The 18,751-nt window shown below is 64.6% G+C and carries 13 protein-coding genes; 6 read left to right on the top strand and 7 right to left on the bottom strand.

The annotated features are described in order from the left end of the window. Positions 1-82 precede the first annotated feature (82 nt). The 4 genes from ACO076_RS17600 to ACO076_RS17585 form a co-directional block, all read right to left on the bottom strand. Positions 83-502, bottom strand: a complete 420-nt coding sequence (locus tag ACO076_RS17600; RefSeq protein WP_421726768.1) for a secondary thiamine-phosphate synthase enzyme YjbQ — start codon at positions 500-502, stop codon at positions 83-85. 10 nt (positions 503-512) lie between these two features. Beyond that, positions 513-2,069 (bottom strand): class I adenylate-forming enzyme family protein, encoded by a 1,557-nt coding sequence (locus ACO076_RS17595; protein ID WP_421724118.1) that lies wholly within the window; start codon positions 2,067-2,069, stop codon positions 513-515. A gap of 87 nt (positions 2,070-2,156) precedes the next feature. Next, positions 2,157-3,866 (bottom strand): solute carrier family 23 protein, encoded by a 1,710-nt coding sequence (locus ACO076_RS17590; RefSeq protein ID WP_421724117.1) that lies wholly within the window; start codon positions 3,864-3,866, stop codon positions 2,157-2,159. A 98-nt stretch (positions 3,867-3,964) separates the two neighbouring features. Beyond that, positions 3,965-4,348, bottom strand: a complete 384-nt coding sequence (locus ACO076_RS17585) for an NADH:ubiquinone oxidoreductase subunit NDUFA12 (RefSeq protein ID WP_421724116.1) — start codon at positions 4,346-4,348, stop codon at positions 3,965-3,967. A 210-nt stretch (positions 4,349-4,558) separates the two neighbouring features. On the opposite strand from ACO076_RS17585, the gene ACO076_RS17580 reads away from it, so the two are divergent. Then, positions 4,559-6,037 (top strand): hypothetical protein, encoded by a 1,479-nt coding sequence (locus ACO076_RS17580; protein ID WP_421724115.1) that lies wholly within the window; start codon positions 4,559-4,561, stop codon positions 6,035-6,037. On the opposite strand, the gene ACO076_RS17575 is transcribed toward ACO076_RS17580, so the two are convergent. Next, positions 6,034-8,751, bottom strand: coding sequence for an Rne/Rng family ribonuclease (locus ACO076_RS17575; RefSeq protein ID WP_421724114.1), 2,718 nt, complete (start codon positions 8,749-8,751; stop codon positions 6,034-6,036). The genes ACO076_RS17580 and ACO076_RS17575 overlap by 4 nt on opposite strands. A gap of 577 nt (positions 8,752-9,328) precedes the next feature. Between ACO076_RS17575 and ACO076_RS17570 the strand changes: the two genes are divergently transcribed. Continuing rightward, positions 9,329-10,591: an N-acetylmuramoyl-L-alanine amidase gene (locus ACO076_RS17570; protein ID WP_421724113.1), complete on the top strand. Its 1,263-nt coding sequence runs from the start codon at positions 9,329-9,331 to the stop codon at positions 10,589-10,591. A gap of 181 nt (positions 10,592-10,772) precedes the next feature. Then, positions 10,773-13,190 carry a penicillin-binding protein 1A gene (locus ACO076_RS17565; RefSeq protein ID WP_421726767.1) on the top strand — a complete coding sequence of 806 codons (2,418 nt, stop codon included), beginning with the start codon at positions 10,773-10,775 and terminating at the stop codon, positions 13,188-13,190. A gap of 351 nt (positions 13,191-13,541) precedes the next feature. On the opposite strand, the gene ACO076_RS17560 is transcribed toward ACO076_RS17565, so the two are convergent. Beyond that, on the bottom strand, positions 13,542-13,745 hold the full coding sequence (locus tag ACO076_RS17560) for a hypothetical protein (RefSeq protein WP_421724112.1): 204 nt from the start codon (positions 13,743-13,745) through the stop codon (positions 13,542-13,544). A gap of 347 nt (positions 13,746-14,092) precedes the next feature. Here ACO076_RS17560 and prfB point away from each other — a divergent pair. Next, a protein-coding gene (gene prfB, locus ACO076_RS17555) for a peptide chain release factor 2 (protein WP_421724111.1) occupies positions 14,093-15,224 on the top strand; the annotation gives its coding sequence in 2 pieces (ribosomal slippage) (positions 14,093-14,161 and positions 14,163-15,224; 1,131 coding nt in all). Between the two features lie 515 nt (positions 15,225-15,739). On the opposite strand, the gene erpA is transcribed toward prfB, so the two are convergent. Continuing rightward, positions 15,740-16,081, bottom strand: coding sequence for an iron-sulfur cluster insertion protein ErpA (gene erpA, locus ACO076_RS17550; protein WP_421724110.1), 342 nt, complete (start codon positions 16,079-16,081; stop codon positions 15,740-15,742). A 72-nt stretch (positions 16,082-16,153) separates the two neighbouring features. Here erpA and ACO076_RS17545 point away from each other — a divergent pair, with 72 nt between their 5' ends. Both ACO076_RS17545 and ACO076_RS17540 read left to right on the top strand, forming a co-directional pair. After that, positions 16,154-17,356, top strand: a complete 1,203-nt coding sequence (locus ACO076_RS17545) for a deoxyguanosinetriphosphate triphosphohydrolase (protein ID WP_421724109.1) — start codon at positions 16,154-16,156, stop codon at positions 17,354-17,356. 53 nt (positions 17,357-17,409) lie between these two features. After that, positions 17,410-18,486 (top strand): MBL fold metallo-hydrolase, encoded by a 1,077-nt coding sequence (locus ACO076_RS17540; protein WP_421724108.1) that lies wholly within the window; start codon positions 17,410-17,412, stop codon positions 18,484-18,486. Positions 18,487-18,751 lie beyond the last annotated feature (265 nt).

Genomic DNA, 18,751 nt, shown 5'->3' with positions numbered 1-18,751 from the left:
CCGCAAGGGTGTCAGTTTCGTGCAGGTTCGATTTTGGCGGTCCTCGGGTCAGGCGCGCCGCGAAACGTCCCCGCCTTTGCGTCTATGCGCCAACGACATGGAGGATGATCTGCCGGCGGTGGGGGCGGCGGCGATGCTCGAACAGGTAGATGCCTTGCCACGTCCCTAGCGCCGGCGCGCCGCCGATGACGGGGATCGACAGCGAGGAAGCGGTGAGCGCGGTGCGAATATGGGCCGGCATGTCGTCGGCGCCTTCGTGGCCATGGACGTAGCGGCCGGGGTCCTCGGGCGCGATCGTCTCGAAGTAGGCCTCCAGGTCGGTGCGCACATCCGGGTCGGCGTTCTCCTGAATAATCAGCGACGCGGAGGTGTGGCGACAGAACACCGTGAGGAGGCCGGTCTCCAGACCCTGATCGCGGAGCCAGCCAACGATTGACTCGGTGATCTCGGTCAGCCCCTTGCCGCGGGTGTCGACGGCAAACGTCGTGGTGGCCTGACGCAGTGTCGCGGGATCAGTCGGGATGGTGGCGCTCCTCGGCCATGGCCTTCAGGGTTACCCGATCGACCTTGCCGGTCGGGTTGAGCGGCATCTCGTCAATGAAGACGATCTCCTCCGGCGCCTTGTAGCCGACGAGTCCGCGGGCGTGCTCGATCAGTTCGTCGACCCGGACGGTATCGGCATCCTCGGCGAGCACCACATAGGCGCGGACGTTCTCGCCGTGGACGAGGTCGTGGATGCCGATCACGCCGGCGCTTGCCACGGCCGGATGATCGAGCAGCGCATCCTCGACCTCCTGCGGGAAGATGTTCGAGCCGTCATGGACAATGATCTGCTTCTTGCGGCCGCGGAACCAGAGGTAGCCTTCGTCGTTGGCAGTCATCCGGTCGCCGGTGTCGAGCCAGCCATCCTTCAGCGCACTGTTGGTGGCCTCGGCATCCTGCCAGTAACCGTGCATCAGCGTCGGCGAGCGGACCCAGAGGTTCCCGTCAACGCCGAAATGGACCTCGTTGCCCGCGTCGTCGCGGATCGCGGCGTCGAAGCCCGGCAAGATGCGACCGACCGAGCCCGGAATGATCAGGCCCGACGGCGGATTGAGCGTGATCAGGCCGGCCTCGCTGCAGCCATAGCCCTCGTCGATCTCGTGGCCGGTGATCGCAACGAACTCGCGCTCCAGTTCCATCGGCACCTTGTCGGCGCCGGCCCGGCAGAGGCGCAGCGAGGAGAAATCGTCGGCCTGTGCATGAGGGTCGCGCACCACGGAGAACAATGCCGCCGGGATCATGCAGAGCACCGTCGGACGCTCCGCCCGCATCAGCGCCAGAACCTCGTCGGCGGTGTAGCGGCGGGCGACGATGACGGTTGCGCCGGTCGCCAGCGCGGAGAAACCGAACAGAAATCCGCCGATGTGAGAACACGACGAGCCGGGGAGCAGCCTGTCTTCGGGGGTCAATTCGAATGCTATGGCGACGGTGCGAAAGGCGGCGCCAAGGGACCGATAGCTATGTGTGACACCCTTGGGGACGCCGGTGCTGCCGGAGGTGAAGAAGATGGCGGCCGCATCATCCGGGTCCCGGTGCACCGGGTGGTGGGCGCCGTCGCCGGTGGCCATCAGGTCTTCGAGCCGGGGACGCGGATCGGGCGTCTCGTGCTCAAGCGTTATGGTGCCGCAGGGGAGAGCGGCGACAACCGGCGAGGGGGCGAGTTCGGCGAGACGTTCGCTATGGGCAACCAGCGCACGGGCCCCGCTTCGTTCCAGGCTGTGGTCGATGGACGACGCCTGATAGCGGTAGTTGAGGGGCACCATGACCAAGCCGGCTTTCATGCAGGCGAGGTAGTGGATGAAGAGCAACGCACGATTGGGCAGAAGCGACGCGAGCCGGTCGCCGGGCTCGAGGCCGAGGCCGCGATAGCTCGCTGCCAGCCGGTTGCTGGCCCGCTCAGTCTGCGCCCACGTCCAGCGTGCCGTCAGCGAAACCAGAGCGTCCGCGTCAGGATCGTTGGCCAATCCCGGCGCAAGAATTTCGCCGAGGTCAAATGGTTCGGTGATCGGGCCGCCCGAGATGCGCATCGCGGCGCTCCTTGATCCTGGTCGTAGGTTCGGGCGGTGAAATAGCGCAGACCGCGCGGCGGGTCGATGGGCGTTGCCAGCGGTTCGTCACGCCGTGAACCAAAGTTTGATCCGGACTTCGTCGCCGGCCATGGTCACACTGGTGCGATCAGCTTCGGCAGCGAGTGCGGCGGCGGACATTCCTGCGGCGGCGGATTCCTCATGCACGACGTGGTGGGCCATCGGCACAGTGCGCGCCGGGTGTATCGGGCGGCCGCGATAGGCGATCTCGATCTCGAGTTCGAGCTCATCGAACGCGGCATCGAGGGATATCGGTTGGTCGAGATAGCCGCTCTCCTGGATATGGCGGATAACGTCGGTGAGCGCCGCCTCGGCCCGGTCGATCGTTTCGTCATCGACCTTCCAATCGTGCGAGCGGGTTCGCAGCATCGTCTCGAAATTCACCGGCTCGCCATCCTTCCCGCGCCATTGCTCAGTTTCGCGCCGGCGGATGCCGAGGCGGAACACCAACGAGAGGACAATCGCCGTGGTAAGCGCGACGGTAAGCAGCGAACCGGTGACCAGTCGCAGGGCTTCCGGCAGGGTTGCGAAGACCTGCGGTTCGGTGCGCGCCAGGAGGCCCAAAAGCAGCGACAGCGACAGCACGAACCCGGTACGGGTTGTCAGGCCGCGCGGGGCGAGAATCTGGAAACCACTGACGATCATCAGCGAACCGTTGAACAGGATCAGCGCGCCGAACACCTCGGGCGGCAGGCCGATCATGAACGCCGCGACTTTGGGCGTCAGGGCGAAGACAATGAGAAAAATCGCGGCAGCGTAAGCGATCGCCCGGCTGGTGGCCCCAGTCACCATCGACAGGCCGACGATGCTGGGCGCGGCGCTGGTGCCAAGCACTCCGAGCAGACCGGCCGCGGCGGCGCCCATACCGTCGGCGAACATGCCCCGCTGCAGGCTCTTCGGCTCCGGTCGCTTCCACTTCGCGTCGTTGATCCGCTGGGCAGAGGCGATCACGCCCGTAACCCGGACCGCGGCGGCAACCGCGGCCACGAGGAAGCTTGGCAGCAGTGCGGGATCGAAATCATAGGCGAGGACGCCGAAGTCCGGCAGCGCAAACCACGCCGCTGCCGAGAGTTGGTTGATTTCCGGACCGGCAATCAGCCCAACGGCGAGCGCCGCGATCACGCCGACGATCAGCGCGAACAACGAACACATCAGCCGGAATACGCCGCGCCCCCAGACGCTCAGCCCGATCGCGGTCGCCAAGCAAAGGGCGGCGACAGCGAGATGAAGGCCGTAGTCCGGCACATTACCGTCACGGACGTCGGTCAGGTGGTCGAGGCCGATGAGGCCGAGCTCGATGCCGACGACGAGCACGATCAGCCCGCCGATCAGCGGCTGGAACAGGAGGCGCAAATACGGCAGCAGGCGGGCGAGTGTCATTTCCACCAAGCCGGCGAAGATGGTCATCGCGGCGACGGCCGGCATACCGCCGGCTTGAGCAGCCAGCAGGGCCGGACCGATGTAGATGGCGGAGAAGACCGGCGGGGCGAGATAACCGGACCCGAACCAGCGGCCGTTGTAAGCTTGGAAGATGGTTCCGAGGGCGAGGGCGAGCAGCCCGAAGCTGAGATAGCTGTGGGCGTCGTCGGTCGGCGTCTGCGCTGCCTTCAGGACGATGACCAACAAGACCAGCGGCACGACCAACAGCAGCGAGAACTGCAGGCCGAGCAGCACGAGCTTCGGCCATGGCGGCCGTTCGTCCACCGCGTAGAGAAGGTCCGGCGGCCTCTGGGTCACAGGCGATCACGGTCGCGGCAAGTGGGAGCAACGTGTTCGCCGTACCGGAGCGCTATCCTGCCGAGGCAATTGATTGCGCGCGGCATCGACAACTCAGATCAGGCGTCGCCCGGCTTCCAGGGCTCGTAGTCCGGTCGGGCCGGCGTGCGTGGATCGGCGTGAAGAATCGAACCCGGCGGGCGGTAAGCGCGCGGCGTCCCGGTCAGGTTGGGTTCATGCGGCTTTTCCCATTCCCGCGGCGTGTAGGCGGCGGGCGGATCGTCGATGCGGTAGTGGATCCAGGAATGCCAGCCGTTCGGAATCCGCGACGCCTCGGCGAGACCGTTGTAGATCACCCAGCGCCGGGTGCCATTGCGCTCGCGATAATAGCGATTGCCCTGCTCGTCCTCGCCGACGAACTCGCCCTTGCGCCACGTAAAAAAGCGCGTGCCCATGGTCGCACCGTTCCACCAGGTGAAAATCTGGATGAGAAGGGCTTTCATTGCCGGGTTCCAACTGTATAGATCACCGCATTCATATGAAGACGGCTATGCCGGAAGCGAGTCGCAAAGGCAAGGTTGCGCCCGTGGCTGCGTAGTCGCATGGCAACGGAATGCCGATACCCGTGAGGAGCGTCTTGCTGGCAGGGTGATTGCGTCGCCTCGCTTCACATCGATGTGTGGAACCGATCCAAGCGATATGGGCTCATAATAGTGACAACCAAAACGAAGCGGACCGTGGTGGCAGGTGCAATGGCGGTTGCGTCTCTAGCCCTGCTGTTCGGCTTTGCGGGTGGCTCGAACCTTGTCTTTGGGCTTCTGCAGCCGAAGAAAGAAAGGCGGATCGACTATTCGCAGGCGGTCCCGCTGCAGGTTTCGTTCGAGGTCAGGAAGCCAAAAAAGCTGCGCGCCAAGGCAGACTTGTCATGCGCGGAAGCCCGCGATGAGCAAAACGCCTTTGCGGCCTACGAGGCGGTTCGCAAGATGCTCAGTGATGGAATTGATCCAGAAACCATCCCCTATCTCGATTGCTTCCTGCCGGACCGGCTATCGTCCGACGATCCGCAGAAAATCCTGTCGCAATTCCTCGGCGAGGTGTTTGAACCAAACGCGCTGTACGGCTACCTGCAACGTAAGTCAGAGGAACATCTCCATAAAGTCGTCCAACAAGGGGATCTCCGCCATGGTTCGATGGCGTGGGGGACCGGCATGTTGGGCAATATTGCGCTGGTGGCCTATCAACGTACCGGGCAGACACGTTTCGTGGACCTTTATGTCGATTTCTTCGAACGCGTAATGGAGATGCGCGACAGCGTGCTCGGCCTTCACGACGATTACCACGACCGGGTTATGGACGCCTGGGGATCGGCGAACCTTGGCCGCAATGCCGGGGACGCGAGCCTTTGGGTCGCCCATGTCACGCACTTTTCGATCATCATGCGGCCGGCCACTGGGTTCGCGCGATTGATCAACGAAGACCCCGCGCTGGCTGAATACCGGCCATTCGCGGAGGATGTCATCGATTTCTTTTCTACAGCCTACCGACAGTTCGATGTGGACCTCAGGCCTGCCGAGGGAGCCGACGAAGTTTGGTTCTGGCGCCCGTTGGTCAACAAATTCGAGGCCACCAATCATGTTCATTTGCAGGGGCAAACGCTGCTGAACATGTATGCGATCACGGGTGACGAGTTCTATGCTGACCGGATCCGCTGGATTATTCGCGTGTTCGAAAGAGGCGTGGAGATCGACAAAGACGGCTATATCGCCTGGAATTACTTCCCCTATCTCCAGGTACCGGAGTCGATGAATGATCCGAACGCTCGTGGGTATTCGGAGTATGTCTGGAAGGCGGGCCTTACGGTCCCGTTCCTGTACGAGGCGGTTCAGGCTGGATTCGAAGTCGACCCTTCAATCATTGCTGCGACGACCAAGACAATTCGCGAGCACGTCGTCGCCAACAACGATCTAGCGCATTACTTCCATCCGAGGAACCAAGGCTCCATCCCTGAAGATGCAGGGCGCGCTTCTATCATTGGTTTCCTGTCTGCAGCAACTGACGATCCAGCCATCGAGGCACAGATCATCGACATCATCACAACACGGCGTGACCTGTACCCCGAGGGCTGGCTCAACTCCGGGAGAATGGCACTCGGCTACGCGACCCAGCTAAATCGGGACCGATCCGAGCGCTAGAAGAAGTTGCGTTGCCACCAGCCGCGGCGCTTTGGCTTGTCAGATTCCGAATCCACCGCTGGCGCCGGTTCGGGCGCAGGCTCCGGAGCAGGCATTTCGTCAGCGTCATCAGCCGCTTCGGCCGGTGCCGGCTGATCGAGCGGTTCGATCGGCGCCCATTCGTCTTCGGATTCAGTTGGCTCTGACGGCGGGGCTTCGCCGGTGGGGGTGTCGGGAGAACTGGCCGCGACGGTGATCGGCTCGTCCGGCTCGGCGATTTGGGGGCTGACGGGTTCGGGCGTCGGCTCCTCGTCGTCGGCTGTCGGGGCTGCGTCGACCGGCGTCGCGCCGTTGCCGCGGGAGGCGTCGGCGGGCTGGTCTTCGCCGTCATCGGCGGTCGCTTCTGCTTCGGCGTTCTCGCCGGTCGCCGCTGCTTCGCCGCGGCTGCGACGCCCGCGGCGGCCACCGCGACGCCCACGACGCCGCTTCCGCGCCGGCTGATCTTCATCGTCGCCCGACTGGACCTCGGCGGCCTGTTCGGCCGGCTCGATCGTCGGCTCGTCGCCTTCAGACGCCGTTTCGACAGTCTCGCGCCGTTCGGCGTCAGCGGCTTCGCCACCGCTGCCACGCCTGCGACGCCGACGTCGACGGCGACGCCCCCCTTCCTCAGGGGCATCGGTGCTTTCGTCTTCCCGCTCGGCGGCGACCGGCTCGGATGCCTCGTCGGCGATCTCAGGCTGGACGGAGTCCGGCTGGACGGTGGCACCGCCGGTTTCGACCCGCTCGGCCGGCTCGCCGCGGTCGACGGCAAAGTGCGCACCATGCGCGAGGCCCTCGTCGGCATGGACGGCAATCGACAGGCTGAACCGTCGTTCAAGATCGGACAGGTGGCCGCGCTTCTGGTTGAGGATGTAGAGGGCGACCGGGGTCGGTGTCCGTACGACCAGGTTATGGGTGGCCGCCTTCAGCAACTGGTCCTCGAGCGAGCGCAGGACGTGCAGGGCGACGGACGATGGGGCGCGGATGTGTCCGGTTCCCTGGCACATCGGGCAGGTGATCGTGGTCGATTCCAGAACGCCGGTCCGCAAGCGCTGGCGCGACATCTCGAGCAGGCCGAAGTGGGAAATACGGCCGACTTGGATTCGGGCGCGGTCGGTCTTCAGGGCTTCCTTCAGCTTCCGTTCGACCGACCGGTTGTTGCGCTTCTCCTCCATGTCGATGAAGTCGATGACGATCAGACCGGCCAGGTCGCGCAGGCGAAGCTGGCGCGAAATCTCCTCGGCAGCTTCAAGATTGGTCTGGAGTGCGGTGTCCTCGATGTTGTGCTCGCGTGTCGCCCGCCCCGAGTTGACGTCGATCGCGACCAGCGCCTCGGTCTGGTTGATGACCAGATAGCCGCCCGAGCGCAGCGTCACCTGTGGCGAGAACATCGCGTCGAGCTGCGCCTCGATGCCCGAACGGGCGAAAAGCGGCTGGCTGTCGCGATAGGGCTTTACGTTCTTCGCATGACTCGGCATGAGCATGCGCATGAACTCCTTGGCCTCGCGGTAGGAGTCGTCGCCGGCGACGAGAATCTCGTCGATGTCCTTGTTGTAGAGATCGCGGATCGACCGCTTGATCAGGCTGCCCTCCTCATAGACCAGCGTTGGCGCCGTCGAGTGGAGGGTCAGTTCGCGGACGTTTTCCCAAAGCCGCAGAAGGTATTCAAAGTCGCGCTTGACCTCGGCCTTGGTGCGACTGGCCCCAGCGGTGCGCAGAATCACACCCATACCCTCGGGAACATCGAGGTCGGCGACCACTTCCTTCAGTCGCTTGCGATCAGCCGGGGCCGTGATCTTGCGGGAGATTCCGCCGCCGCGCGCCGTGTTCGGCATCAATACCGAATACCGGCCGGCGAGCGACAGATAGGTGGTCAGCGCCGCGCCCTTGTTGCCGCGCTCTTCCTTGACGACCTGAACCAGCAGGACCTGCCGCCGCTTGATGACCTCTTGGATCTTGTATTGGCGGGGCCGTGGCTTGCGGCGCTCCGGCACCTCTTCGAGCGCGTCCTCGGCACCGACCGAGTCGACTTCTTCCTCGTCGTCGCCCGTGTCGCTGTCGTCGGAGGAAGCCGCTTCGGTTACACCGGGTTCGCCATCGCTGTGATCAGCCGGCTGTGCGTCGTCGGCCTTGGCCTCAGTCTCAGCCTGTTCGTCAGCTTCCGCAGCCGCCTCGGCGGTTTCCCCGTTGTCGCTTTCGCTGTCGGTCGGTGCGCCATCGTCCGGCGGCTCCGAAATCGTTGCCGGTTCCGCGGCCTCAGCCGCAACAGCCTCGGGCTGGGTTTCGTCGTCGCTCCCGGCAGCCTCGTCGCCCGGCTCGGCGGGCTTAGGCGCCTCCTCGTCGGCAGCGGTTGCCGTTTTCGACTCGGATTCGACCCCGTTGCCGTTTCCGTTGTCCGAGGCGGCGGCCTCTTCCCGTTCCGCCTCGATCAACGCCTGCCGGTCGGCGACCGGAATCTGGTAGTAGTCGGGGTGAATTTCCGAAAAGGCTAGGAAACCGTGGCGGTTACCGCCGTAATCGACGAACGCTGCCTGAAGCGACGGCTCGACGCGGGTAACCTTGGCTAGATAGATATTGCCGCGAAGCTGTTTACGGTTCGCGGACTCGAAGTCGAACTCCTGGACTCGATTGCCGCGAAGAACCACGACCCGGGTCTCCTCGGGGTGGGCGGCATCGACAAGCATTTTATTGGCCATTGATCTGATTCTCCGGGGCCAAATGCCGGCGCCCGGCAACGGGTGTCTTGGGACCTCGTCGCGGCGCCAGTCAACTGGCCGTGTTGTTGTTGATACGTGGCGCCTGGCCCGTGCTCCGGCCGCCGGATGGACATCATGTCCTTGCTGGGCGGGAGGGAAACCGGATGCTGGGTCATCTCAGTACGCCGAACCTTTCTCGTTCTCTCGGCCCGGGCCCTGCCCGGGGATACCGCGGCCGCGCTGTATCGGGCCGCCATCGGAACGCGGGTGCCGCCCGATTTACGCCAGTTTTCATGCGCTGTCGCATTCGGACACGGGCCCGCCACATCTTCCACCGGTTCTTGGGGGATACCGGTTCGGCCGGTGGCTAAAAATCAATAAGCGCCGCCGTTTCGGACCGCCACAGCCGTGATGGGCTCTCAAGCGGACGGAAGATGAACTCCGTGTCACTGTTGTATGTGCGCCGCACCAGCAATGCAAGATGCGTCGGTCAAGTCGCAAAAATGGGCCATAGACGGTTAACCTCCTGCTTGCCATCCTTTAAGAAGCAGGACGGGCGCGGGAGTGGGAGACTTCTTTGAACGCTGGCTGGGGCACCCAGGGCGGTCGATTTGGGCGTCGAAAGCGCGGTTTCCCCGCCTTTTGGGCAATCCTAGCAGTGATTGCCGCCACTGTCCTGTCCAGCGTCGCGACGGCGGCCGCCGAAACGCCCGTCATGTTCGATGCGCGCATTGTCGGCGACGAGAACAGGACCCGATTCATCGCCGATCTCACCAGGGACACCAAGGCTGCCGTCTTCACCCTGGCCGATCCATACCGAATCGTCGTCGACATGTCGGAGGTAACATTCCGGTTCGACCAGGACGCGGCGCCCGATATGCGCGGCCTATTCGCGGCCTTCCGCTATGGCTTTATTTCTCCGGGCAAATCCCGGATGGTCCTCGACGTCTCGGGTCCAGTGCGGGTGGACAAATCGTTCGTCGTACCACCTGCCGACGCGCAACCGGCGCGTTTGGTCATCGACATTGTCCCAACCGACCGCGAGTCGTTCCTCGAAGCCAACCGCGCCTACCGGGAATCGCTCGGCGTACAAAGCGCCGCGCGGCGCGACCGGGCGCTGTCGACACCGCAAAACGGCGACCTGCCGACGGTTGTGCTCGACCCCGGACATGGCGGCATCGACACCGGGGCCAAGGGGCGCGGTGGCGCGATCGAAAAGCACGTGACCCTCGAATTCGCGGAAATCCTCGGCGAAAAGTTAAAGGAAACCGGCCACTATAACGTTTTGTTCACCAGAACTGACGACAGTTTCGTAGCGCTCGGCGATCGGGTCGCCTTTGCGCAGGACAACAACGCCGACCTGTTCGTGTCGATTCACGCCAACTCCTTCCGCGGGCGATCCATCCGTGGGGCGATTATCTACACGGCGGCCGACGAGGCTTCGGGCAAGATGGCCGCGGAATTGGCAGAGCTCGAAAACCAGGTGGATGTCCTCGCCGGCCTCGATGTCGCAGCCGAGGACACGGACGAGGTGCGCGACATCCTGATCGATCTCACCCGGCGCGAAACCCGCAACTTCGGAACCGTTTTCGCCCGCAACCTGGTGAAGGAAATGAAGAGTACCACCCGGATGTTCAAGGTTCCGCATCAGCAGGCCAATTTCCGCGTTCTCGAGGCGCCTGACGTGCCGTCGGCGCTGATCGAGCTCGGCTTCGTGTCCAACGCGGACGACGAGAAGTTGCTGCTCTCAGAGGATTGGCGCGCCAACACGGCGACCTCGATCGTGGAGGCAATTGACGGCTTCTTCGAAACCAAAATCGCCCAGCGAGGCGGCCAGTGAGATCCCTGTTGCACATCGGCCACCGTTGGCGACGCTGCGCGTCGCCGGCCACAGTCGCCCTAGTTTCTCCACAAAACTCGACGATGCAGCGAAGACTCGGATACGAAGGTATCCCCGGCGAAGCCGGCGCCCTGACAACGCGAGAGCCGCGCATCGACGGCTGGGGAATGCACGCGTTATGATACTACGGATCTTCGGTTATCTGTTCGGGATTGGTGCCGTGCTGTTTTTAGTGGTTGCTACTGGTATCGCCTGGTACGTCTCTGATCTCACACAGGACTTGCCGGATTACGACGTGCTGGCGAAATACGAGCCGCCGGTGATGACGCGTATCCATGCGTCGGACGGACAATTGGTCGCGGAATATGCGCGCGAGCGGCGCCTCTACCTGCCGATCCAGGCCATTCCGGATCGGGTCAAGGCGGCGTTTCTGTCGGCCGAGGACAAGAACTTCTACCATCACTCCGGGCTCGACTATTTCGCCATCGCTCGGGCGGCCATCCAAAACGTCCAGGACTACGGCTCCGGTCGGCGGGCGGTTGGCGCCTCGACAATCACCCAGCAGGTGGCGAAGAACTTCCTGCTCACCAACGAGCGCAGCATCGAGCGGAAGATCCGCGAGGCGATCCTGTCGCTTCGGATCGAGGGCGCCTACAGCAAGGACAAGATCCTCGAACTCTACCTCAACGAGATCTTCCTCGGGCTTGGTGCTTACGGCGTGGCGGCCGCGTCGCTTGAATACTACGACAAGTCGGTTCACGAACTGACCCTGGCCGAAGCGGCGTATCTGGCCGCGCTGCCGAAGGCGCCCAACAACTACCATCCGTTCCGCAAGACCGACCAGGCGATTGACCGGCGTAACTGGGTTCTCGACCGGATGATTGAGAACGGCTTCGTTACGTCGGAGGAAGGTGAGGCGGCCAAGGCTGAGCCCCTTGACGTCAATCGCCGGGTGACCGCGCCGCACTTGTTCGCGGCTGACTATTTCGCCGAGGAAGTGCGGCGGCAGCTCGCCCAGATGTTCGGCGAAAAGGCGCTCTACGAGGGCGGACTGTCGGTGCGGACGACGCTCGATCCGGACATGCAACTGATGGCCCGTGGCGCATTGATGCGCGGCCTGGTCCGCTTCGATCGGGCCCGTGGTTGGCGCGGTCCGGTCAAGCACTTCGATGCGCTCGGCGAAGACTGGGGCGCGACGGTCGCCGAGGTCGAAGCGCTGACCGACGTGATCGAGTGGCGTCTGGCGATCGTGCTCGAATCCTCGGGTAACGGCCTGACGGTCGGGCTGCAGCCGATGCGTGGGCAGAACGGCGCGATCGGCGACGAGCGGGAGACCGCTGTTGTGCCGTCCTCGCAGATGAAATGGGCTGGCAAGCGGCCGAAGGTCGGCGACGTCATTTACGTCTCCGAAGTGGAAGGTGAGGACGGCCAGTACGAACTCCAGCAGGTGCCGGAGATCGAAGGCGCCATCGTCGCCATGGATCCGCACACCGGTCGCGTGTTGGCGCTGGTCGGCGGTTTCTCGTTCGCCGACAGCGAATTCAATCGCGCGACTCAGGCCTATCGCCAGCCGGGCTCGTCGTTCAAGCCGTTCGTCTATTCGGCGGCGCTCGACAACGGCTACACGCCGTCGTCGGTGGTGATGGACGCACCGATCGAAATCGATCCGGGTCCGGGCCAGCCGATCTGGCGGCCGTCCAACTACAGCAACGACTTCTCCGGGCCATCGACGCTGCGCACCGGCATCGAACGCTCGCGCAACGTGATGACGGTGCGGCTCGCCCAGGACATGGGCATGCCGCTGGTGTCTGAATACTCCCGACGGTTCGGCGTCTACGACAATCTGCCGACGTTCCTGCCGATGTCGCTCGGCGCCGGCGAAACGACCGTGCTGCGCATGGTGGCGGCCTATTCGGTGATCAACAATGGCGGACGGTCGATCAGCCCGACCCTTATCGACCGCATCCAGAATCGCTTCGGCGAGACGGTGTTCCGCCACGACCAGCGCATCTGCGAACAATGCGCTGCGGGCGAATGGCAGGGCCAGGACGAGCCGGTGATCATCGACGACTCCGATCAGGTGCTCGATCCGATGACCGCGTATCAGATGACGTCGATGTTGGAGGGCGTCGTCCAGCGTGGCACCGCGACCGTGGTGTCGCGCGAGATCGATAAGCCGCTCGCCGGCAAGACCGGCACCACCAACGACTATCGCGACGCCTGGTTCGTCGGCTTCTCGCCCGACCTGGTGGTCGGCGTGTTCGTCGGCTACGACCAGCCGCGCAATCTCGGCCGCTCGTCGACCGGCGGCCAGCTGGCGGCGCCGATCTTCGTCGACTTCATGAAGCAGGCACTGGCCGACAAGCCGGCGATCCCGTTCCGGGTGCCGCCGGGCATGAACTTCATCCCGATCGACCGCAAGACCGGGCTCCACACCAACGGGACCGGTGGCGGTGTGCTGCTCGAAGCTTTCAAGCCGGGTACCGGCCCGCCCGACACCTACTCGATCATCGGCTACACCGACTCGTTCGGCCAGCCGTTGACGGTGGCGCCGGAAGCCGACCGCGCCGTGGTCTCGGGCACCGGCGGTCTCTACTAGCCCACTCGGCGAATGATCTGACGTTACGTTGCGGCCCCGGCCCGGTCCGGGGCCGTAGTCGTTGGAAATGAGGTCGACACCGGCCGACATCGCCTTGTTGCGGCCCGGTCGCCACCTCGAGGGCGCCGCGTTCGGGTGGGTACATCCGTGAGCCGAGAGGGGTTAGACAGTCCGAGAGGAGTCGGCGCCCCTAGCCGGCGCCCACCGACGTCGGTGTTTCCCCCTGATATCAACGTTTATCCCTGCTACGATCCGCCCGGTCGCCGCGGCGGCCAACAGGTGGCGACGGCCATGGGCGAAACGCGACTTTTGGGGGCGTTTCTCCCGGACAACCGGGAGGACAAGGGAGGGTCAGGTGAAACGGTTCTCGATCATTTCTGCAGCGATTGCGGTTGCCTTGGCGGGTACGCCCGCCTGGGCCCAGTCCGGCGACAACGAGAACGCCAGCGCGCCGCCGGGCGGCGACCGCGCCCAGCGCTGGACGCCGCCGACCAGCGCGGCTCGAGCGGCGGTGCCTGGATTGGCACGGCGAACAACCAGTTCCCGGACGATCACTATGTGATCAGCGTCGAGTCGTTCGGCTTTCCCGATCAACCTGGCGTCGGTTACGGCCCCTACCTGACCGAGGACTTCCTCAGCCTGCTCGAATATGGCGAGAACGGTTGCCAGTAGCGCGTCGACAACCGACGGGCCGGACCGGCCGAGTCTGGAAAAAGACTAGACGCAGGTGAGCGCGCAAGAGGGCTCGTCGAACGAGTCGACACGGTCACTGCCGAGACGTGGTCAGGCAGTCTACGAATTGGCCAAACCGGTTCGACTTTTCGACCGACGCGCTTGTATCCACTCGCTGTCGCGGCTACATGCTCGCCACCGAAATCCGAAAGAATCTGGCGGAGTGAAGCGTGCGCGCCGAAAGCCAACACATTGTCGACGGGATCGAGCAGGGCATCGGCCTGCTGAGGAGGCATCTTTGACTGGGATACCGCCCAGTCCCGTCTCGCCGACCTGAACGCGGCCGCGGAAGATCCGGACCTCTGGAACGCGCCGGAGCGGGCGCAGAAGGTGATGCGCCAGCGCCAGCAGCTCGCCGACCAGATCGAGGCGGTCGAGCGGCTTCAACAGGAACTCTCCGACCAGATCGAACTAATCGAGCTCGCCGAAGCCGAGGACGACCAGTCGGTGGTCGGCGAGGCGGAAGCCGCGCTGAAAAAGCTGCAGACCGAGGTCGAGCGCCGCGAGATCGAAACGATGCTCTCCGGCGAGGCGGACGGCAACGACACCTACCTCGAAATCCACGCTGGCGCCGGCGGCACCGAGAGCCAGGACTGGGCCGAGATGCTGATGCGGATGCATCAGCGCTGGGCCGAGCGCAAAGGCTACAAGACCGAGGTGCTTGAGTATCATGCGGGGGAAGAGGCGGGGATCAAGTCGGCGACGCTGCTGATCAAGGGGGCGAACGCCTATGGCTGGCTGAAGACCGAATCCGGCGTCCACCGGCTGGTGCGCATCTCGCCGTTCGATTCTAACGCCCGTCGCCACACGTCGTTCGCCAGCGCTTGGGTCTATCCGGTGATCGACGACTCGATCGAGATCGAGATCGACGAGTCGCAGGTGCGCACCGACACGTACCGCGCCTCGGGAGCGGGCGGCCAACACGTCAACACCACCGACTCGGCGGTGCGGCTCACCCACGAGCCGACTGGCATCGTGGTTCAGTGCCAGAGCGAGCGCTCCCAGCACAAGAACCGGGCGACCGCCTGGTCGATGCTCCGGGCGCGGCTCTACGAGGTGGAACTGGAACGCCGAGAGGCGGAGGCCAATGCCCAGGCCGCGACCAAGACCGACATTGGCTGGGGCCACCAGATCCGCTCCTACGTCCTGCAGCCCTATCAGTTGGTCAAGGACCTGCGGACCGGGGTGGAAAGCACCAACCCTAAGGAAGTGCTCGACGGGGCGCTCGATCCGTTCATGGAGGCCGCGCTCGCCCAGCGGGTCGGCGGCGAGGCCGGCGAGGCGATCGAGGACCTCGAGTAGGGGGCTCGCTTTCGCCGCGATGCGCTGCGGTGCGTGCTTCGAGGCTTCGCTCCGCGAAGCACCTCAGCATGAGGGAAGTGGTCGCACGTTCCAGGTGGTCGTACTTCTTTCGGCTTGGCCACGATCTCCAACCTCCTCATCTTGAGGTGCGAGGGCGTTAGCCCGAGCCTTGAAAGACGCACGAGGTATTCCACTTGGCGCACGGCCCCGCCGTGCTTGCTTCGAGGGCCGCTCCGCGGCCTCCTCCTGTTTTTCCGTGACGGATTTACCCACCGACCGTCACCCCGGCGAAAGCCGGGGTCCAGACAAGGCGGCGTCGCCTGTGAACACGCCGGGCAAGTGATGCCGACATCGATGGATTCCGGCTTCCGCCGGAATGACGGTGGAGCGGTTTCACGGGGGCGCCGGTTAGGACCGAGGGCGGCTTGAGCCCAATCTCCTCCTCGCCTCGAGGGCCGCTCACGCGGCTACCTCAGCATGGGGCGGGTGAAGCGAGGTCGGTGGACGGACGAGAACTAGATCGAAAAGCTGGTGCCGCAGCCGCAGGACGCGGTGGCGTTGGGGTTGCGGATCTGGAACGACTGGCCGATCAGGTCGTCGACGAAGTCGATCACCGAGCCGGTCATGTAGGGCAGCGACACCGGGTCGATCAGCACCGTCGCGCCGTCGCGCTCGATCACAATGTCATCGGCTTCCCGCTTGGTCTCGAGGTCGAAGCCGTACTGAAAGCCGGAGCAGCCGCCGCCGGACACGCTGACGCGCAACGCCGTTCCGCCCGGCTCGTTGGCCAGAATCTTGGCGATCCGCGAAATCGCGCGATCGGAAACCGTCACGTCGGAGGGGACGACATCAGTCATCGCTTGTGCTCCCATCTCCCCGATAGGTATGAAGCACCGTATCCGGTGTCAATCGTCCGGGGGCGGCCGACCTTGACCAACATCAGCGAACGCATCGGTTTTGGCCGGGCCGAGCGCGCCGTCTTCGCCGCCGATCCGCGCCAGAGCCGCGGCCGGGTCTATCCGGAGCCGCAAAGTCCGACCCGCACCGATTTTCAGCGCGACCGGGACCGGATCGTCCACTCCACCGCCTTCCGGCGCCTGCGGGAGAAGACCCAGGTCTTCCTGGTCGACGAGGGCGACCACTATCGTACCCGCCTGACTCACACCCTGGAGGTCGCCCAGATCGCCCGGGCCCTGGCGCGGGCGCTGCGCCTCGACGAAGACCTCGCCGAAGCCGTGGCGTTGGCCCACGATCTCGGCCACACACCGTTCGGCCACGCCGGCGAGCGGGCGCTGAACGCGGCGATGGCGGCTTATGGCGGCTTCGACCACAACATCCAAGCGCTGCGCGTGGTGATCCGGCTGGAGCGACGCTATCCGCGCTTCGACGGCCTGAACCTTACCTGGGAAACGCTCGAGGGCCTGGTCAAACACAACGGGCCGGTCAGCCGAGACGCGGCCGACAACACTGACTTCGCGGACACGATCGGGGAGATTACCAGCGGTTTGGATCTTCGCTTGTCGAGTTGGCCGAGCGCCGAGGCACAGGCCGCGGCGATCGCCGATGACATCGCCTACGACGCTCACGACATTGACGATGGGCTGCGGGCCGGGCTGCTGTCGCTCGACGGGCTGGCCGACCTGGCGCTACCCGGGCAGTTGCTGGCTGATATCGCCAGGGAGTATCCGGGGCTGGCCCGGGAGCGTGCCGTTCACGAACTGACGCGGCGACTGATCACGACGATGATCGAGGATGTGATTACCGCGTCGTTGCAGCGGCTGGATGCGTTGGGGCCTGCGTCGGCTGACGGCGTTCGCGACGCCGGTGACGCGGTGATCGCCTTCTCGCCGGCTATGCGGGAATCGGAACGGGCGATCAAGGCTCATCTGTACGCTCATGTTTATCGGTCGGCCTCGGTCATGGACGTGATGACCGAAGCCGAGGCGCTGGTTCGCGGCCTGTTTGACATCTACCGCGCCCGGCCGGAGACGATGCCGCAGGCGTGGCGCCCATCGGCGAACGCGGATGAGGCTACGGCCGCGCGCCGGGTCGCCGACTTTCTCGCCGGGATGACCGACCGCTACGCCACCAATGCGTATCGTCAGCTCCAGGACGGCTCCTCGTCGGGGTAGGCAATGTTCGTCTAAGCCCTTAGCCTGTTCGGCGACGGGAGTGGGGCGGAGGTATGGCGTCAGCACCGAAGTCGGCATCAGGGCGCATGGCGCTTCTGCGGGGTTGGGCTTTCGGCCTGGCCCTGCTGGCGGCCGGCTGCGTCGCCACCTATCAGGGGCCGCCACCGGGCGATCACTATACTGATGGTCGCTTCCGCAATATCGGTTCGTTCGTCGAGCCGGTAGCGACCGCGAACGACTGGGCCGATCACGCGCACCAGATGCTGAACGGTCTGTTCCCCGATGCGTATGATCTTCCGGAGAACCATGTGCTTCCGCCCGACCAGGTGCGCGCCGGTCTGGAGCGGGCAGCGAACGCATCGCTGGCGGTCACGTGGATCGGCCATGCCACCACCCTCATCCGCATCGGCGGCCAGTGGGTGCTGACCGACCCCGTGTTCATGCATACCGTCGGCGCCGGACCGCTTCGCGTCCTGCGCCATGCGCCGGCCGCACCCGGCATCGACGAGCTGCCGCCGATCGATGTCATCGTTATCTCCCACGCTGACCACGATCATCTCGACATCCCGTCGCTCAGGCGGCTTGCCAACCGCCATCCGAACGCCGCGGTCTACGTGCCTCTCGGTGTCGGCAATCTCGTACGCCTCTCCGGCTTCCGAAACGTGACCGAGATGGATTGGTACGAAACCCGCCACCATGACGATCTCGCGATTGAGGCGGTGCCGGCGATCCACGGCGTCCGCCGTCCGCCATATGTCGGCGACTCCATGCTGTGGGCTGGCTGGATTCTGCGCGACAACTCCGACGCGGTCTATTTCGCCGGCGACACGGGCTTCGGTTCGATCTTCGAAGAGATGCGGCGCCGGTCAGGAGCGGTGGACGTTGCCCTGGTCCCGATCGGCGCCTGGTCGCCGCGCTGGTTCCAGGCGCCGTTCCACGTCGACCCCGACGAGGCGGCCGAGATTGCCCGCATCATGGGTGCGCCGACCGCGATCGGCATTCATTGGGGTACGTTTCCGCTCAGCGAAGAGGCGCCGACCGAGCAGAAGAGCCGGTTCCTTGCGGCGGGCGGTCGCGGCGTGGAAGCGATTGTTCCCAAGGTCGGCGAGACGTTTGTGCTGAAACATTAGGCAACGTCTGTATCCCGCGAATAGTCCCTTTCTTTTGCGTGTTCTCTCTCCACCGCGGCACGGCGGCAACGGGTGCGCCAGCACTCGGTCGATGCCGGGGGACGCAAATTACGAGGCTTAACACTGTCGCTGACGGCGCGGGCGCGCGCTCGTCGGTAGTCAGCGCGTGCCCGCGCGACATTCGTTGGAGACAAGGCATGGCAGAGTTACGGATTGGCGCCGACATTTCTTCTTACTTCGAGAGCATCGATCTCGCTGGGCTTTT

Origin of the sequence: Bauldia sp. (assembly GCF_965232525.1) — a bacterium.
In the GTDB taxonomy this organism is placed as follows: Bacteria; Pseudomonadota; Alphaproteobacteria; order Rhizobiales; family Kaistiaceae; genus Bauldia.
This window is presented reverse-complemented; position numbering and strand designations above follow the sequence as displayed.

Bases quoted from the DNA above. Each gene is read 5' to 3' on its own strand.
- ACO076_RS17595 (WP_421724118.1), bottom strand. From the start codon at position 2,069: ATGCGCATCTCGGGCGGCCCGATCACCGAACCATTTGACCTCGGCGAA.
- ACO076_RS17585 (WP_421724116.1), bottom strand. From the start codon at position 4,348: ATGAAAGCCCTTCTCATCCAGATTTTCACCTGGTGGAACGGTGCGACC.
- ACO076_RS17575 (WP_421724114.1), bottom strand. From the start codon at position 8,751: ATGGCCAATAAAATGCTTGTCGATGCCGCCCACCCCGAGGAGACCCGG.
- erpA (WP_421724110.1), bottom strand. From the start codon at position 16,081: ATGACTGATGTCGTCCCCTCCGACGTGACGGTTTCCGATCGCGCGATT.
- ACO076_RS17540 (WP_421724108.1), top strand. From the start codon at position 17,410: ATGGCGTCAGCACCGAAGTCGGCATCAGGGCGCATGGCGCTTCTGCGG.